The sequence below is a fragment of the Desertibaculum subflavum genome (genome assembly GCA_003576705.1).
Classification (GTDB): Bacteria; Pseudomonadota; Alphaproteobacteria; order Ferrovibrionales; family Ferrovibrionaceae; genus Desertibaculum; species Desertibaculum subflavum.
Window position 1 is genome coordinate 44,761 of the sequence record QOZS01000023.1, and the last position, 15,525, is coordinate 60,285.

A 15,525-nucleotide genomic window follows, 5' to 3' on the forward strand; every position below is an offset into this window, starting at 1 on the left:
TCAGCTCGGTACCTCCGGCACGCGTTCGGTCTGGCGCTTGCGCCAGGCTTCCAGGCGTTTGGCAAGGCGCGCATCGCCGGTGGCCAGGATCTGCGCGGCGAGCAGGCCCGCGTTGCGGGCTCCCGGCTCGCCGATCGCCAGAGTGCCGACCGGAATGCCGCCCGGCATCTGAACGATCGACAACAGGCTATCCATGCCCTTGAGCGCCTTGCTCTCCACCGGCACGCCAAGCACCGGCAGGCGCGTCATCGACGCTGCCATGCCTGGCAGATGCGCGGCGCCGCCGGCACCGGCGATGATCACCTTCAGGCCGCGCGCGGCCGCCTTCTCGGCATAGTCGTACAATCGGCGGGGCGTCCGATGTGCCGAAATGACGCGGCACTCGTGAGGGACGCGGAGCTCGGCCAGCACTTCTGCGGCATGCTTCATCGTCGCCCAGTCGGATTGGCTTCCCATGATGATGCCGACCAGCGGCGTTTCAGCCATCGCAATCTCCGCGCGAAAGGCGCGGATTATAGGCGGGGTCGCCTCACCTGCAATATCGGCCGACGACATGCCGTTACTTGCCTAGGACGATCCCCGCCGCGTAGGTTCTGGGTGATTCGGGAGGGGCATGCCGACCTTGTACCGCTGCCCGGCCGTCCTGGCCGGAACATCCCTGATGGTTCTGGCCGCCAGCCCGGCCGTCGCGCAAACCGCCGCGACGGCGATCGGCGTGGCCGTCGGTGCCCTGGGCCTGCTCGCCGCAGCCGGCGCGGTGATCGTCAGCCTGGGCGCCTCGCGCCGCCGCCAGGAGGCGGAACGCGTGCGCGAAGTCCAGAGCACCGAAAACCGCCGCCTGCGCAAGGCGCTTTCGGACGTGCCGGCGGCCTTGTGGCGTCGCGAGGCGGACGGAACGATCACGGCCTCGGCCGCGCTGCTCCGCTTGCTTTCGCTGCCGGAGGCGCCGACCGACATATCCGCGATTCTGACGCCGCAGGCGGCCACCGCGCTCGACGCCGCCATCCGGGACGGCGCGTTCCAGCTGGAGCTCGGCACGCGGTGGGGACAGATCCTGGCGGCCGAAGGCACCGTCAAGGATGGCGCATTGTCGATCGTGCTGCGCGACGCCACCGCGCAACACGACGTCCTGCGGCAGGCCGAGGCGACCCAGGCGGCGGCCGACCTGCAGCTCTCCTTGCTGATGCAATTGCCGGTGCCGGTCTGGCGCCGGGACACCACGCTCGATCCGATCTGGGTCAACGGCGCGGTCGGGGCCGCGCTGGAGATCGATCCCGCGAAAGTCGTGAGCGGCCGGATGGAGTTTGCCTCGACGGTGGAGCGCCAGGCGGCCCGCGCCCTGGCGATGAAGGCCAGGACCTCCGGCAAGCGCCAGACCGCCTTGCGCAGCCTGGTGGTGGCCGGCGAGCGGCGGCGCTTCCGCGTGGTCGAGATGCCGTTCCATGACGGCACCCTAGGCATCGCCTTCGATGCGACCGAGGAGGATGCCGCCCGCGCCGATCTGAAGCGCCACATCGCGGCGCATGCCGAGGTGCTGCAGAACCTGGCCACCGCGATCTGCGTGTTCGATGCCGGCCGGCGCCTGGTCCTGTACAACCGCGCCTTCGCGCGGCTGTGGAGCCTGGAAGATTCCTTTCTCGAACAGCAGCCGACCCATGGCGAGTTGCTGGAGCATCTGCGCGAGCACCGGCGACTGCCGGAGCAGGCGGACTGGCAGCTCTGGAAGCAGCAGCGCAACGAGCTCTTCACCACCGTGCTCGAGCCGCGCGAGGAGCTCATGCACCTGCCGGACGAACGGACCTTACGCGTGGTCACCACGCCGCATCCGTTCGGTGGCTTGCTCGTCACCTATGAGGACGTCACCAACCAGTTCGTGCTGGAGCGCGCGCGCAACACGCTGGTCGCGGTGCAGCGGGCGACACTGGACAATCTCTACGAAGGCGTCGCGGTGTTCCGTGGCGATGGCCGGCTCGAATTGTGGAATCCGGCCTTCATCCGCATCTGGCGGCTCGATGCGAGGATGCTCGAATCGGTGCCGCATATCGACGAGGTCGTCGATGCTCTGCGTCCGGTGCTGGCCGACGGGGACGACTGGGACACGACGCGCACCCGCATCACCGGCCCGTTCCACGACCGCGAACGCACCTCGGGCCGCGTCGATACCGCGATCGGCAAGGTGATCGACTACGCGACCGTGCCGTTGCCGGACGGCGCGATGCTGTTCACCTTCTGGGACGTCACCGATTCGGTGAATGTCGAGCGGGCGCTGATCGAGCGCAACCAGGCCCTGCAGGCGGCGGATCAGCTGAAATCGGAATTCATCGCCAATGTCAGCCACGAGCTGCGCACGCCGCTCAACACCGTGATTGGCTTCGGCGAGATCCTGGTGAACCAGTATTTCGGCGACCTCAACGCACGCCAGCGCGAATACGCCGAGGGCATCCTCGAAAGCTCGCACATCCTGCTGCACCTGATCGACGACATCCTCGACCTGGCGACCATCGAGGCCGGCCACATGGCGTTGGCCCTGAAGCCGATCGACGTCTACGCGCTGCTCGACGGCGTGGCCAAGCTCGCCCGCCATCGCGCTCGCGAGAAGGAACTCACGCTCGAGCTCGAATGCGAGCCCGGTATCGGCCTGATCGTGGCCGACGAGCGCCGCATCCGCCAGGTCCTGTTCAACCTAGTCAGCAATGCCATCAAGTTCACCCCGCCGGGCGGCCGCATCACCCTCGGCGCGGGGCGGTCGGGCGATCAGATCGACCTGACCGTGTCCGATACCGGGATCGGCATTCCCGAGGAAGAGCGCGCCTTCGCTTTCGACCGCTTCAGCAAGGGCCGCGCCGGGCATCATCAGCAGGGCGCCGGGCTCGGCCTCGCATTGGTCAAGAGCTTCATCGAGCTGCATGGCGGCGAGATCGACCTCGCCTCGGTGCCGGACCGGGGCACCACCGTCACCTGCCGCCTGCCGTCGCGTGCCGGTCAGGCGGCGGCCTGACGCCTTCGCCTATGTCTACTTGCCGACGATATCGTTCTGCATGCCGCCCAGCGCACCGAGCACGGCATCGATATCGGCCTGGGCGACCTTGTTCTTCTGCAGCGCCTTCTGCATCGCTTCGCCCGTCGCGTTGAACTCCGCCACCGTGATGTTCATGCCCTTGTGGGACGTCACCATGTCGCGGCCGGTATACTTGCAGGGGCCTCCGGTCGCCTCGCAGAGTTGATCGACCAGATGCGCCTTCAGCTTCGGGATGTCGGTCTTGGCGAAGCGATGGTTGATCCGATTGTCGCCCGCGATGTTGGCGACGAAGTCGTCGACCACGACGACAAGGCCGGGCTGCTGGCCGAGCCGGTCGTAGAGCGATTTGTATTGTGGCGCAGAGGCTTGTTGCTGGGCGCAGCTCGCCGCCAGGAGTACCCCGCCGGCCAGCGCGATGCACTGCAGAATGCGCATGGATCGACCCCTTCCGTGCCCGAAACGAATCCCGACTATAGGCCGTCGCGCGGTGCCGCCAAGGCGTTCACGATCATCCTTTCGCGAGACGCCGGTCGACCGATGGACGATCGTCGAGCGAAGGGTGGCGGTCGATCGCCAGGTGCTGGTCGATTTCGTCCGCCAGGCGCGCGACCTCCTCGGCCGCTGCCGAACGGGGGGCGACCTCGGTGACCCCTTTGCCCTTGAGCAGACTTGCCGCATAGACGGTGCGGTTGCCAAGGGCGGCCTCGGCAACGGCGAGCTGCTCGCCATCGATGGCGGCCCGCATCTCGTCCGCCAGCAGGCCCCGCGCCGGCACCCGGTTCAGCACCAGCATCATGTCGCGGCGCTCGTCGCGGATCATCTTGATGGTCGGCTTGGTGGCCCAAAGGTCCATCGGCGAAAGCTGCATTGGCACCAGCACCAGTTCCGCGGCGCGCACGGCGGCTTTGGCGCCGGTCTCGGTATGCGGCGGACTGTCGATCAGAATCAGATCGAAATCGTTCTTCAGACGGTCGGCTTCCGTCCCCGTGCGCCAGCCCGACACCCACCTGAGGTCGATGTGATCTTCACCGCCGTTCGCCTTGCTGCGCACCCGGTACCATTGCGTCAGGCTTTCCTGCGGATCGATATCGATCAGCGCGACGCGGCGCTGCTGGCTCGCCCAATGGGCGGCAAGCTGGGCGACCAGCGTCGTCTTGCCTGCACCACCCTTTTGCTGGGCGACGGTGATCACGCGCGCCGGCATGCTGCGCCTCCATCCGTCCAATGCGGCAGTGTGCCCCGATTCGGCATTGACAGGAAAGGGCGGCGTCCTTAGAGCCGTCCCCGGGCCACGCCCCCCCAACGGGGCGCGCCGTTCTGGAAGGAACGTCAGATATGCAGAAGCCGAACCTGCGGCCGGTCGTGCCGCATTTTTCCTCTGGTCCGTGCGCCAAGCGGCCGGGCTGGTCCCCTGAAAACCTGAAGCACGCGGCACTCGGGCGGTCGCACCGCGCCAAGGAAGGCAAGGCGAAGCTGGTCGAAGTCATCGACCGGTCCCGCCAGTTGCTCGGCATGCCCGCCGACTACCGCCTGGGCATCGTGCCGGCCTCCGATACCGGCGCCGTGGAGATGGCGCTGTGGTCGCTGCTCGGCGCGCGGCCGGTCGACCTGCTCGGCTGGGAGAGCTTCGGCATCGAATGGGTCAACGACGTCACCAAGCAGCTGAAGCTGAAGGACGTCCGCCCGATCACGGCGCCGTATGGCCGGCTGCCCGATCTGGCGCAAGTCGACTGGTCGCACGATGTGGTGTTCACCTGGAACGGCACCACGTCCGGCGTGCGCGTGCCGGACGGCAATTGGATTGCCGATGACCGCCAGGGCCTCGCGATCTGCGACGCCACTTCGGCGGTCTTCGCCATGGACCTTCCCTGGGCGAAGCTCGATGTGGTCACCTGGTCCTGGCAGAAGGTGCTGGGCGGCGAGGCGGCGCACGGCATGCTGGCGCTCAGCCCGCGGGCGGTCGCGCGACTCGAGAGCTACACGCCGCCCTGGCCGCTGCCCAAGATCTTCCGGCTGACCAAGGGCGGCAAGCTGATCGACGGCGTCTTCGCCGGCGAGACCATCAACACGCCGTCGCTGCTCTGCACCGAGGACCAGATCGATGCGTTGCGCTGGGCCGAGGGGATCGGCGGCCTCAAGAGCCTGATCGCGCGCTCGGAGGCGAGCCTCGAGGTCATCGCCGACTGGGTGGCGAAGACGCCCTGGGTCGATTTCCTGGCCGAGGATCCGGTCACGCGCTCGTGCACCAGCGTCTGCCTCAAGATCGTCGATCCCGCGTTTCTGGCGCTGCCGGATGCCGACAAGACGGCCGCGGTGAAGGCCCTGGTGGCGCCGATCGAGAAGGAGGGCGTCGCCTTCGATATCGCCGGCCATCGCGATGCGCCGCCCGGCATCCGCATCTGGTGCGGCGCCACCGTCGAGACGAGCGACGTTGCAGCGCTCACGCACTGGCTCGACTGGGCCTTTGCCGAGACCCGACCCACCTTCAAGAAGACGGCCTGAACGCCATGCCCAAGGTTCTGATTTCCGACGAGCTGTCGCCGTCGGCGGTGGCGATCTTTCGCGACCGCGGCGTCGAGGTCGACCTCAAGCCGGGCCTCAAGCCCGAGGAGCTGATCGCCATCATCGGCGACTACGACGGTCTCGCCATCCGCTCGGCGACCAAGGTGACGACCAAGGTGCTGGCTGCGGCGCACCGGCTGAAGGTCGTCGGCCGCGCGGGGATCGGCGTCGACAATGTGGACGTGCCGGCGGCCACCGCGCGCGGCGTCTGCGTGATGAACACGCCGTTCGGCAATTCGATCACCACGGCCGAGCACGCCATCGCCATGATGTTCGCCCTGGCGCGCCAGCTGCCGGAAGCCGACCGGTCGACCCGGGCGGGCAAGTGGGAGAAGACACGCTTCATGGGCGTCGAATTGTTCGGCAAGACGCTCGGCGTGATCGGCTGCGGCAATATCGGTTCGATCGTCGCCGACCGGGCGCTCGGCCTGAAGATGAAGGTGGTCGCCTTCGACCCCTTCCTGTCGCCGGAGCGCGCCGTCGAGCTGGGCGTGGAGAAGGTCGACCTGGACGAGCTGCTCGGGCGGGCCGACTTCATCACGCTGCATACGCCGATGACCGAGCAGACCCGGCACATCCTGCGCAAGGACACCCTGGCCAAGTGCAAGAAGGGGGTGCGCATCATCAATTGCGCCCGCGGCGGCCTGATCGTCGAGGAGGACCTGGCCGATGCGCTGAAGAGCGGCCAGGTCGGCGGCGCGGCCCTGGACGTGTTCGTGGAGGAGCCGGCGCGGGCGAACCCGCTCTTCGAGATGCCGGGCGTGGTGGCGACGCCGCATCTCGGCGCCTCGACCACCGAGGCGCAGGAGAACGTGGCGCTGCAGATCGCGGAGCAGATGTCGGACTATCTCCTGCTCGGCGCGGTGAGCAACGCGCTCAACATGCCCTCCGTCACCGCCGAGGAGGCGCCCAAGCTCCGGCCATACATGAAGCTGGCCGAGCAGATGGGCGCGTTCGCCGGCCAGCTCTCGGATCCCGGCATCAAGAAGGTGACGGTGGAATACGAGGGGCATGTGGCCTCGCTCAACACGCGCCCGCTCACGGCCATCGTCCTGCAGGGGCTGCTGCGGCCGATCCTGGACAGCGTCAACATGGTGAACGCGCCGGTGATCGCGAAGGAGAACGGCATCGACGTGGTCGAGGCGCGGCACGACCGCGAAGGGGATTATCACACGCTGATGCGGCTGGTCGTCGAGACTTCGGAACGGACTCGCGACGTGGCCGGCACGCTGTTCGCCGACCGTCGGCCCCGCATCGTCGAGGTCAAGGGCATCAAGGTGGAGGCCGAGCTCGGCCCCCACATGCTCTATGTCACCAACGAGGACAAGCCGGGCTTCATCGGCCGACTCGGCACGCTGCTCGGCGATGCCGGGATCAACATCGCCACCTTCCATCTGGGACGGGCCGAGCCGGGCAAGGACGCTATTGCCCTGGTCGAGGTGGACGGCCCGATTCCCGGCGCGGTCCTCGAGGCCGTGCGCGCCATTCCGGCCGTGCGGCAGGCGGCGCCTTTGTCGTTCTAGATTGCGGTGCGTGGGCTCGGCGCGTCAGGGCGCCAATGCGTAGCCGACATTGCGGACGCCGATGATGATGCGGGGAACCTTCGGGTCCACCTCGATCTTGCGCCGCAGGTTGGAGATGTGGATGTCGATCGACCGGTCCGCGGGGCTCCATTCGCGCTGATGCACCAGCGCCAGAAGGTCGCGCCGGCTCACCGGCTCCGGCATGCGGCGCGCCAGTTCGGCGAGAACCTGGAACTCGGCCGTCGTCACATGCACCGTGTCTCCGATCGGCGATTCGAGCCGCCGCGCCGGCAGATCGAGACGCCAGCCCTGGAAGGTCGTCACGCCGCTGGTCGGAACGCCGTTGGCGGTGGCCCCGGACGGCTGCTCCCATCCGCGGCGGCGCAACACGGCGCGCACGCGGGCCAGCAGCTCGCGATTGAGGAACGGCTTGACCAGGAAATCGTCGGCGCCGGCCTCGAGGCCGACCACGCGCTCGATCGGATCCGACCGGCCGCTCACGATGACGATCGGAGTATTCGCCCGCTTGCGAATCTCGCGGATCAGGTCGAGACCGTCCTCGTTCGGGAGGCCGAGATCCAAGATCACGAGATCGTGATGCTCGGATGCCAAATAGGTCCGTGCCTCGGCGCCAGTGGAAGCTTCGGTGACGCTGAGTCCGGCCTCGGTCAAATATTGGGTGTATACACTGCGGATCACCTCATCGTCTTCGACGATCAGGAGGTGGGGCTTCGATGCTTTCATGGGTATCTGATTGAAAAAACCTTTTTCGGCGATCTGCTTTTTTCATGGAAGCAGAATCGATATCAGTTGTCAAATCGGAGACCCCCGCTTGAGTTGTAAGAGTATATTAAGGTAAAACGACATCGTGTGCGCGAGATAGTATGTTTGGTTTGGGCGCGCGAAACTCTTCCTATAATTCGCTTCTAATTCAACGAAAAGCGGAACAACGTAACACTGCATGGCCTACTATGCAGTGTTGCCCGCCCTATGTGGCAAAATGTTAAATCTTGTATGAGCGAGATTGTGTTATTATTCGCAAGTTTCCCGGTTGATCCCGGCCTGCGGGCGCTCACCGCCACGTTCGGCAATCCTTGGCGCGAGGCCAGGCCGGATCTGTCGCGACCCCGCAGTGCCGGCTAGTCAAGCGAGCGCACCTTGACGTAGCTGCCCGGTGCTTCTTCGATCACCGCAAGGCGCCCGTCGCCGGGCTTGCGCGCCTGAACCTTGTCGCCGGCGTGGTTGGCGATCCAATCCGCCCAATCCGGCCACCACGACCCTTCGTGGCGCGCGGCGCCGGCAAACCACTGTTCCGGCGTCGGCGGGTTCTCGGGGTTCGTCCAGAAACAGTACTTCCGCGCCGAGGGCGGGTTCACCACGCCGGCGATATGGCCGGAGCCCGACAGGACGAACCGGTAGGGTCCCCGATAGAGCTGGCTCGCGGCATAGGTCGCTTTCCACGGCGCGATGTGGTCGCTCTCGGTGGAGAGCTGGTAGACCGGCAGCGCGACGCGGCGGAGATCGATCGGAACGTCCCTCATGGTGATCCCGCCCGCCTCAACCAGCCGGTTCTCCAGGTACATGTTGCGCAGGTAGAAATTGTGCATCTGCGCCGGCATACGGGTGGCGTCGGCGTTCCAGTACAGCAGGTCGAAAGCCATCGGCTTGCGCCCGCGCAGATAGTTGTTCACCACGAACGACCAAATCAGGTCGTTGTCGCGCATCATGTTGAACACGTTGGCCATGTGCCGGCCTTCGAGATAGCCCTTCTCGCTGATATGGGCTTCGAGCCGCTTCAGCTGCTCCTCGTCGATGAAGACCTTGAGCTCACCCGCCTCCTTGAAGTCGGTCAGCGCGGTGAAGAAGGTGGCGGAGACGAAGCGGTCGTCGCCGGTTGCCGCCATGTAGGCGAGCGTCGCCGCCATCAGCGTGCCGCCGATGCAATAGCCGATCACATTGGCCTGGCGCTCGCCGGTGGCCTGCTCGATGGCGTCGAGCGCCGCCAGCGGTCCTTCGACCATGTAATCCTCGAAGGTCTTCTGGGCGAGCCGGTGATCCGGGTTGACCCAGGAAACGACGAAGACCGTCAACCCTTGCTCGACCGCCCAGCGGATGAACGAGTTCCTCGGCTGCAGGTCGAGGATGTAGAACTTGTTGATCCAGGGCGGCACGATCAGCAGCGGCCGGCGATAGACCGTCGGCGTGGTCGGTTCGTACTGGATCAGCTGCATCAGATCGTTCTGGAACACGACCTTGCCCGGTGAGGTCGCGACATTCTTGCCGAGCTCGAACTGGTCGGAATCGGTCATGCTGACCTTCAACCGGCCGCGACCGCGATGGATGTCGGCAATCATGTTCTCCAGGCCGCGCACGAGATTTTCGCCGTTCGATTCCAGCGTCTCCCGCATCACCTGCGGATTGAGCGCGACGAAGTTCGTCGGCGCCAGCGCGTCGACGAACTGGCGCGCATAGAACTCGCCCTTGCGCCGCGTCGCCGGATCGACATCCGTGCTGCGCACCTGCTGTATCAGCCACTGGGTGCCCAGCAGATAGGCCTGCTTCACGAAATCGTAGGCCACCTCCTCGTTCCAGGCCTTGTCGGTGAAGCGGCGGTCGTCCTTGGCCGGCTCGATGACCGGCTTCACTTCCTCGCCGCGCATGCGGCGGCCGATATTGATCCAGAGATTGGTGTAGTCGCGCCACAGGTCGATCTGCGCCTCTGCGGCGCGGAAGGGGTCCGACATCCAGCGTTGCATGACCTGTACGAAGGCGCTCTGCAGGGCATCCGGATCGGGCAGCTGGAAGCCATCGTCCTGCGCCGCCGCCTTGATCGATTCCGAGAGCGCCGCTTGTCCCTTCTCGGCCAGCTCGGCGAGCTTGCGGGCAAGTTCGACGGGGTCCGGCCCGACCTTGGCCGTTGTATCGTTCATTGGTTCCTCCCTGGTGGCCGTCGGCCCCGAGACGCCCATACCGGCCTTATATACGGTGCCCGTCCCGACTCTTCCACGTGGTGAGCCCGGGGTTTCGGGATACGATATCGGCGGAGGAACGCCTCATGAACGAAACGACCTCGCGTCTGCGATCCGGCAATATCGTGCGGCCCGACGAAGCCTGGCTCGGCCGCGTCGACGAGCCCGCGATGGAGCCGGAGCTGCCGATCGTCGATCCGCACCACCATCTTTGGGATCGGCAGGGCTACCCCTACCTGCTGCCGGAGCTGTTGGCCGACCTGGATAGCGGCCACGATATTCGCGCGACGGTGTTCGTGGAGTGCATGTCTATGTATCGGGCCGATGCGGCGAGCGACATGCGGCCGGTCGGCGAAACCGAGTTCGTCAATGGTGTGGCGGCGATGAGCGCGAGCGGCGGCTATGGCGCGTCGCGTGTCTGCGCCGGCATCGTCGGCTTTGCCGATCTCACGCTGGGCGACCGCGCCCGGCCCGTTCTCGAGGCGCATCTGCAGGCCGGCGGCGGCCGGTTCAGAGGCATCCGCCATGCCGCGGGCTGGGACGCCAGCGAGGCAGTGTGGAACAGCCACACCCATCCGCCGGAGGGCCTCTATCGCAGCCCGGCCTTCCGCACCGGTTTCGCGCAGCTGGCCGGGCTGAACCTGGTGTTCGACGCCTGGCTCTATCATCCGCAACTGTCCGACGTGGCCGATCTCGCACGCGCCTTCCCGGCCACCGCAATCGTGCTCGACCATGTCGGCGGCCCGATCGGCATCGGGCCCTATGCCGGCCGGGAGGCGGAAACTTTTGCGCGATGGAAATCCGAAATAGCCGCACTGGCCGGCTGCAGCAACGTGGTGGTCAAGCTCGGCGGGCTTGGCATGAAAATCGGAGTGTTCGATTTCCATCGCCGGTCGGAACCGGCCGGTTCCGAAGAGCTGGCCAGGGCCTGGCGGCCCTGGATCGAGACCTGCATCGAAGCCTTTGGCGCCGATCGATGCATGTTCGAGAGCAACTTCCCGGTCGACAAGGTGACCTGCAGCTACAGAATCCTGTGGAACGCCTTCAAGCGCCTTGCCGCCGGCGCGTCGCCGACCGAGAAGGCCGCGCTGTTTTCAGGCACGGCAAAGCGTGTCTACCGGCTGCCCGAGTGAGGCTTCAGGCAAGATCGAAGACGGCGACCATCGGCGCATGGGTGGAATCGGTGAAATTGGCACCCATTTTCTCTGCGTCCCGTTCGTCGGCCAGTCCCTGGTTGTGGATCTCCACAGCGCGGCAATGGGCGGCCAAGGGCTGACTTGCCAGTACGTGATCGACCAGCGCCTGCTGCCCATGACGCCGCACGGTGAAGCGACGCTCCGCCGGAACTGCATCCGCCAGCGGCACGAGGGCTCGCTCCGCGGACGGTGCCTCGACAGAATCGCTGCGGTCGGCGGTCAGCAGCCGCACCGGCACTTCCGTCGGCCCGGCATTCAGGTCGCCGCACACGGCGATCAGCGCGCCTGCGTCCTCGTCAAGCAGGCGGTCGACCAGCAGCCGCGCCTCGAGCGCCTGCGCGCTGCGTTTCATCGCGGCCAACTGATAACCGGCCGCCCATCGCGCGGTGCCGCTCTGCGAGCCGGGATCCGGGTGTGTTCCAGGTATCGGAACCGGCAGCGGCGCGCGCAGGTGGAGATTGATCAGGTGAAGCTTCTGCCCGTCGGCGAGCGTCGCGCAGGCGTATAGCAGCGGACGGTCGAACGGCGCCGCGATTTCACCGAAAGGCCCTGTCCGCAGGGCTGGCGGCGCGACGAGCTCATGGCGAACGGCCCGTGTCGAGACGATCGGCAACCGCGACAGGATCATCAGATTGTGCCGATCGGCGACGCCGGCCCCGTCGGGCCCCGGCGTGACGGCAACATGAAAGCCTTCATAGATCGTCCCTGCAATGACCCTCTGCAGCGCCGATGGCTCGCGCGGACGCCCCTTTGCCGGATGCCGGCCGTCGATCTCCTGCAGGCACAGAATATCGGCTGCCAATCCGGTCAACCGGGGCCGCAGGACGGCGATGCGAGCGTCGAGCGGCGGCGAGCCGGGTCGCTCGCCGAGACTCTCGAGATTGTAGGTGAGCAGCCTCAGCATCGGATTCCGTATCGGTGCGGTCAGCGAACGACCAGCACGGCGCAGCCCGATGTCTGCACCAACGGCTCGGCGCCGATCCTGCCCGCGAGGCCGGCGGGCAAGATCAGGATGGACGGTGTGTCCTGCCGCAGGACCGATCGCACGATGCTCAGGTCCGTGTCGCGCGTGCGCCTTGGCGTCAGTTGCGGCGGCAGGTCTCTGATCTTGTGGTCCACGTCGATGACTGTCAGTTGTGACGCGAATGCGTGCGCCAGGGCAGCGCCAGTCTCGATCGCGCGCCTGCCCGCCTCGGTCCCGTCGTCGCAGACGGCGATGCTTCGGGTGGCGTCGGCACTGAAGCTCTGCAGCAGGACGTCGCAATCGGAGAGCTCGGTCAGGATGGCTTCCGCCATGCCGCGGCGGCCACCGCCTGCGCCGGGCGGAGAGGCAGCGTAGAGCATCACCAGGTCGCCGGGTCGCACCGCGCCCCGGACCGAGGCGGCGAACTGCCCCCGGATCGTCTGCATCCTCCCGGTGATGCCGGCTTCACGCGCGGCTTCGGCCATGGTCCGCTCGGCCAGCCGCGCGAAGGCGAGAAGCTCGCGCTCCAGATCGCTGGCTTGCATCGGCATGTGCTGCGCGGTGGCGAGACTCACCTGGCCGGCGAAGGGAAACGCCGCCATCCGGTGCAGGCTCTCGTCCTCCACCAGCAATGCCGAAAGGTCTGCCTTCAACGAGGCCGCGAAGCGCGCCGCCTGGCGCAAGACCGGCCGCAGATCGCCGAAACCGGAAATGGCGACGACGACATGGCGCGCCCCGACATCCCCCGTGCGGTCAGCCATGGCGATCTCCCTTCGCGAGGGCCGTGAGCCGGCCGGCGGCCTCTGCAAAGGCCGCGATCCGCTTTTCGACCAGGCCGTTGACGGTGCCGGCAGGGTAGACGCCATCGGCGCCCCGCTCGCCGGCAGGCGTGCTGCACAGCAGCGCTATGCCGTCGTCGATCGTCCGAACCGGATAGACGGCGAACTTGCCGGCGCGCACCGCTTCGACGACGTCCTCGCGCAGCATCAGGTGCCTTGCATTGGCGGCAGGGATGAGCACGCCCTGGCTGCCCGTGAGCTTGCGGGCGCGACACACGTCGTAGAAGCCCTCGATCTTCTCGTTGACGCCGCCTATCGCCTGGATCTCCCCGTGCTGGTTGACCGAGCCGGTGACCGCGAGGTCCTGCCGGACGGGAAGGCCCGCCAGGGCCGACAGCAAGGCATAGAGCTCTGCCGAGGAGGCGCTGTCGCCTTCGACTCCGCCATAGGATTGCTCGAAGACGAGACTGGCGCTCAACGAAAGCGGCTTTTCCGGCAGGTATCGACCTGCCAGGAACCCGGACAGGATGAGGACGCCCTTGGAATGCAGCGGCCCGCCGAGCTCCACTTCGCGCTCGATATCGACCACGTTGCCGCGCCCGAACCGCACGCTCGCGGTGATCCGGACCGGCCGGCCGAAGGCAATCTCGCCGAGCGATGTGACGGAAAGGCCGTTGACCTGGCCGATTCTGTTTCCCGCGATGTCGATGAGAAGCGTGCCTTCGGTAATCTGATCTACGGCACGACGATAGAGGCGGTCCAGGCGCCCTCGGCGTGCCTCCAGCGCGCCGCGTATATCGGCCGCCTCGATCCGCTCCGACCCGCGTGCCGCCGCCAGATGGTCGGCCTCCTCCAGCAGTTCGGTGATCGGCCGAACCCGGGTTGACAGCCGCCCGCCATCGCCGGCGCTGCGCGCTGCCTGCTCGATGGCCAGCGCCGCCGCCGCGCGATCCAGGTGACGCAGGCCGTGCCGCCCGGCCAGCGTCGCCAGCAGGCGTGCGAACTGGATCGTGGTCTGGTCGGTGCGCTCGACGTCGTCCTCGAAGTCGGCAGCAACCTTGAACAGCTCGCTGAATTCCGGATCGTGCTGGCACAGCAGGTAGTAGATCCAACGGTCGCCGATCAGGACCACTTTCAGATCGAGCGGGATGGGACCTGGCTCGAGCGATACGGTCGCGGCGAGCGCGAGCAGCTGCTCCAGAGATTCTATTCTGATCTGGCGGGCCCGGATGGCCCGTTTCAGCGATTCCCAGGCATAGGGGTTCTGCAGCAGGCGCCGAGCGTCGAGCAGAAGATAGCCGCCATTCGCGCGGTGCAGCGCGCCCGGCTTGATCAGATTGAAATCCGTCATCAATGCGCCGAACCGGGCCACGTGCTCGATCCGTCCGACCAGCGCCTGATGCGTGGGATGGTCTTCGAAGACCACAGGCGCGCCGGCCCCCTCGTGGTCCATGACGACATTCACCCGATAGCGGCGATAGCGATGGTTGTCGGCGTCGCGGGCGAAATCGGGCGTCGGTGTCCCGTCGCCGGTCGGCCCCTGACCGTCGGCGAGGAACTCGTCGGTATTCATCACGATGTCCCGCTCGACCTCGTCGAGATAGGCGAGAGCCTTGGGAATGTCCTGGAAATCAGCCCTGACCTCGCCGATCAGGTGGCGAACCGCGAAACTGCTCACCTCCTCGTTCAGCTTTCGAACGGCTTCGCGGTGCTCGCGCTGCCATTGCGGGATACGGGCGACCGTTGCCTCCAACTCCTCCTGCATTTCGCGCATCGCCTCGCGCAGACGCGTCTGCTCCTCCTGGGGCAGCCGCGCGAACTCCTCCGGCGGCATCACCTCGTTGCCCTTGACGGGCGCGAGACCCATGCCGAGCGGAGTCCGGATCAACACGACGCCGCGTTCCATCGCCTTCTGGCCAAGCTGCTCGAATGCCGTGTCGTGCCGGCGCTTGAGCTCTTCGTCGATCACCTGCCGCCGTCCGCGATATTCTTCCGTGTCGAAGGCTGCCGGCAGTGCTGCCTTCAGCTCCTGCACCAGCTTCTCCATGGCCTTGCGCAATCCGGTGGCTCGTCCCGGAGGCAGGTCCATGGCCGTCGGCTTGCCTGGATCGGTGAAATTGTGGACATAGCACCATGCCTGCGGCCTCGGCTCGCCGGCGGCCCGTTGCCTCAAATGCTCGGAGATGATCGAGAAGCGGCCGCTCCCCGACTGGCCGAGCACAAAGAGGTTGTAACCCTGGCGTCGCATGGCAGCGCCGAACTCGAGCGCTGCCATGGCGCGCGCCTGACCGACCGGTTGATCCAGGGGCGTCAGCTCCGCGGTCGTCATGAACGGCAGCGCCGCTGCGTCGCACGCCTTGTAGACCTCGTCGGCGGGCAACGGAACGAGCTCGGTCATGCGAAGTTCCCCTTCTGATCACATGGCGCAAGACCAACCTAGTATTGCGGCAACGGCGCGACGTTGATTTGTATCATCGTGCCACGCGAGGAATGTCCCACAATCCGGCCGCGCA

At 66.6% G+C, this 15,525-nt stretch carries 12 protein-coding genes; 4 read left to right on the forward strand and 8 right to left on the reverse strand.

All coding sequences use genetic code 11. The features are described 5' to 3' along the window. Positions 1-486 (reverse strand): 5-(carboxyamino)imidazole ribonucleotide mutase, encoded by a 486-nt coding sequence (gene purE / locus DT074_RS13880; RefSeq protein WP_119420454.1) that lies wholly within the window; start codon positions 484-486, stop codon positions 1-3. Positions 487-613: 127 nt separating this feature from the next. Between purE and DT074_RS13885 the strand changes: the two genes are divergently transcribed. Beyond that, on the forward strand, positions 614-2,998 hold the full coding sequence (locus DT074_RS13885) for a sensor histidine kinase (protein WP_368744667.1): 2,385 nt from the start codon (positions 614-616) through the stop codon (positions 2,996-2,998). A 15-nt stretch (positions 2,999-3,013) separates the two neighbouring features. Here DT074_RS13885 and DT074_RS13890 read toward each other — a convergent pair whose 3' ends face one another. Further along, complete coding sequence (locus tag DT074_RS13890; protein WP_119420455.1) at positions 3,014-3,454, reverse strand: group I truncated hemoglobin; 441 nt, start codon at positions 3,452-3,454, stop codon at positions 3,014-3,016. A gap of 73 nt (positions 3,455-3,527) precedes the next feature. Then, entirely contained in the window at positions 3,528-4,223 is a 696-nt protein-coding gene (parA, locus tag DT074_RS13895; RefSeq protein ID WP_119420456.1) for a ParA family partition ATPase, read from the reverse strand. 131 nt (positions 4,224-4,354) lie between these two features. Between parA and DT074_RS13900 the strand changes: the two genes are divergently transcribed. Both DT074_RS13900 and serA read left to right on the forward strand, forming a co-directional pair. Then, positions 4,355-5,521, forward strand: a complete 1,167-nt coding sequence (locus DT074_RS13900) for a phosphoserine transaminase (protein ID WP_119420457.1) — start codon at positions 4,355-4,357, stop codon at positions 5,519-5,521. 5 nt (positions 5,522-5,526) lie between these two features. Continuing rightward, positions 5,527-7,104, forward strand: coding sequence for a phosphoglycerate dehydrogenase (gene serA, locus DT074_RS13905; protein ID WP_119420458.1), 1,578 nt, complete (start codon positions 5,527-5,529; stop codon positions 7,102-7,104). Between the two features lie 24 nt (positions 7,105-7,128). Here serA and DT074_RS13910 read toward each other — a convergent pair whose 3' ends face one another. After that, positions 7,129-7,848 (reverse strand): response regulator, encoded by a 720-nt coding sequence (locus DT074_RS13910; RefSeq protein ID WP_119420459.1) that lies wholly within the window; start codon positions 7,846-7,848, stop codon positions 7,129-7,131. A 395-nt stretch (positions 7,849-8,243) separates the two neighbouring features. Continuing rightward, positions 8,244-10,034 carry a PHA/PHB synthase family protein gene (locus DT074_RS13915; RefSeq protein WP_119420460.1) on the reverse strand — a complete coding sequence of 597 codons (1,791 nt, stop codon included), beginning with the start codon at positions 10,032-10,034 and terminating at the stop codon, positions 8,244-8,246. Between the two features lie 125 nt (positions 10,035-10,159). Between DT074_RS13915 and DT074_RS13920 the strand changes: the two genes are divergently transcribed. Further along, on the forward strand, positions 10,160-11,206 hold the full coding sequence (locus DT074_RS13920) for an amidohydrolase family protein (protein ID WP_119420461.1): 1,047 nt from the start codon (positions 10,160-10,162) through the stop codon (positions 11,204-11,206). A gap of 4 nt (positions 11,207-11,210) precedes the next feature. Here DT074_RS13920 and DT074_RS13925 read toward each other — a convergent pair whose 3' ends face one another. From DT074_RS13925 to DT074_RS13935, 3 genes are read right to left on the reverse strand one after another with little or no spacing between them, the layout of a single operon-like run. Continuing rightward, positions 11,211-12,173 (reverse strand): endonuclease/exonuclease/phosphatase family protein, encoded by a 963-nt coding sequence (locus DT074_RS13925; protein WP_119420462.1) that lies wholly within the window; start codon positions 12,171-12,173, stop codon positions 11,211-11,213. 20 nt (positions 12,174-12,193) lie between these two features. Next, a complete protein-coding gene (locus DT074_RS13930; protein WP_119420463.1) occupies positions 12,194-12,994 on the reverse strand; it encodes an adenine nucleotide alpha hydrolase family protein in 801 nt (266 codons plus the stop codon). Further along, positions 12,987-15,410 (reverse strand): Lon protease family protein, encoded by a 2,424-nt coding sequence (locus DT074_RS13935; RefSeq protein ID WP_119420464.1) that lies wholly within the window; start codon positions 15,408-15,410, stop codon positions 12,987-12,989. The genes DT074_RS13930 and DT074_RS13935 overlap by 8 nt, the downstream gene beginning before the upstream one ends. Positions 15,411-15,525: the final 115 nt, after the last annotated feature.

Bases quoted from the DNA above. Each gene is read 5' to 3' on its own strand.
- parA (WP_119420456.1), bottom strand. From the start codon at position 4,223: ATGCCGGCGCGCGTGATCACCGTCGCCCAGCAAAAGGGTGGTGCAGGC.
- DT074_RS13930 (WP_119420463.1), bottom strand. From the start codon at position 12,994: ATGGCTGACCGCACGGGGGATGTCGGGGCGCGCCATGTCGTCGTCGCC.
- DT074_RS13890 (WP_119420455.1), bottom strand. From the start codon at position 3,454: ATGCGCATTCTGCAGTGCATCGCGCTGGCCGGCGGGGTACTCCTGGCG.
- DT074_RS13920 (WP_119420461.1), top strand. From the start codon at position 10,160: ATGAACGAAACGACCTCGCGTCTGCGATCCGGCAATATCGTGCGGCCC.
- DT074_RS13885 (WP_368744667.1), top strand. From the start codon at position 614: ATGCCGACCTTGTACCGCTGCCCGGCCGTCCTGGCCGGAACATCCCTG.
- DT074_RS13935 (WP_119420464.1), bottom strand. From the start codon at position 15,410: ATGACCGAGCTCGTTCCGTTGCCCGCCGACGAGGTCTACAAGGCGTGC.
- serA (WP_119420458.1), top strand. From the start codon at position 5,527: ATGCCCAAGGTTCTGATTTCCGACGAGCTGTCGCCGTCGGCGGTGGCG.
- DT074_RS13910 (WP_119420459.1), bottom strand. From the start codon at position 7,848: ATGAAAGCATCGAAGCCCCACCTCCTGATCGTCGAAGACGATGAGGTG.
- DT074_RS13900 (WP_119420457.1), top strand. From the start codon at position 4,355: ATGCAGAAGCCGAACCTGCGGCCGGTCGTGCCGCATTTTTCCTCTGGT.
- DT074_RS13925 (WP_119420462.1), bottom strand. From the start codon at position 12,173: ATGCTGAGGCTGCTCACCTACAATCTCGAGAGTCTCGGCGAGCGACCC.
- DT074_RS13915 (WP_119420460.1), bottom strand. From the start codon at position 10,034: ATGAACGATACAACGGCCAAGGTCGGGCCGGACCCCGTCGAACTTGCC.
- purE (WP_119420454.1), bottom strand. From the start codon at position 486: ATGGCTGAAACGCCGCTGGTCGGCATCATCATGGGAAGCCAATCCGAC.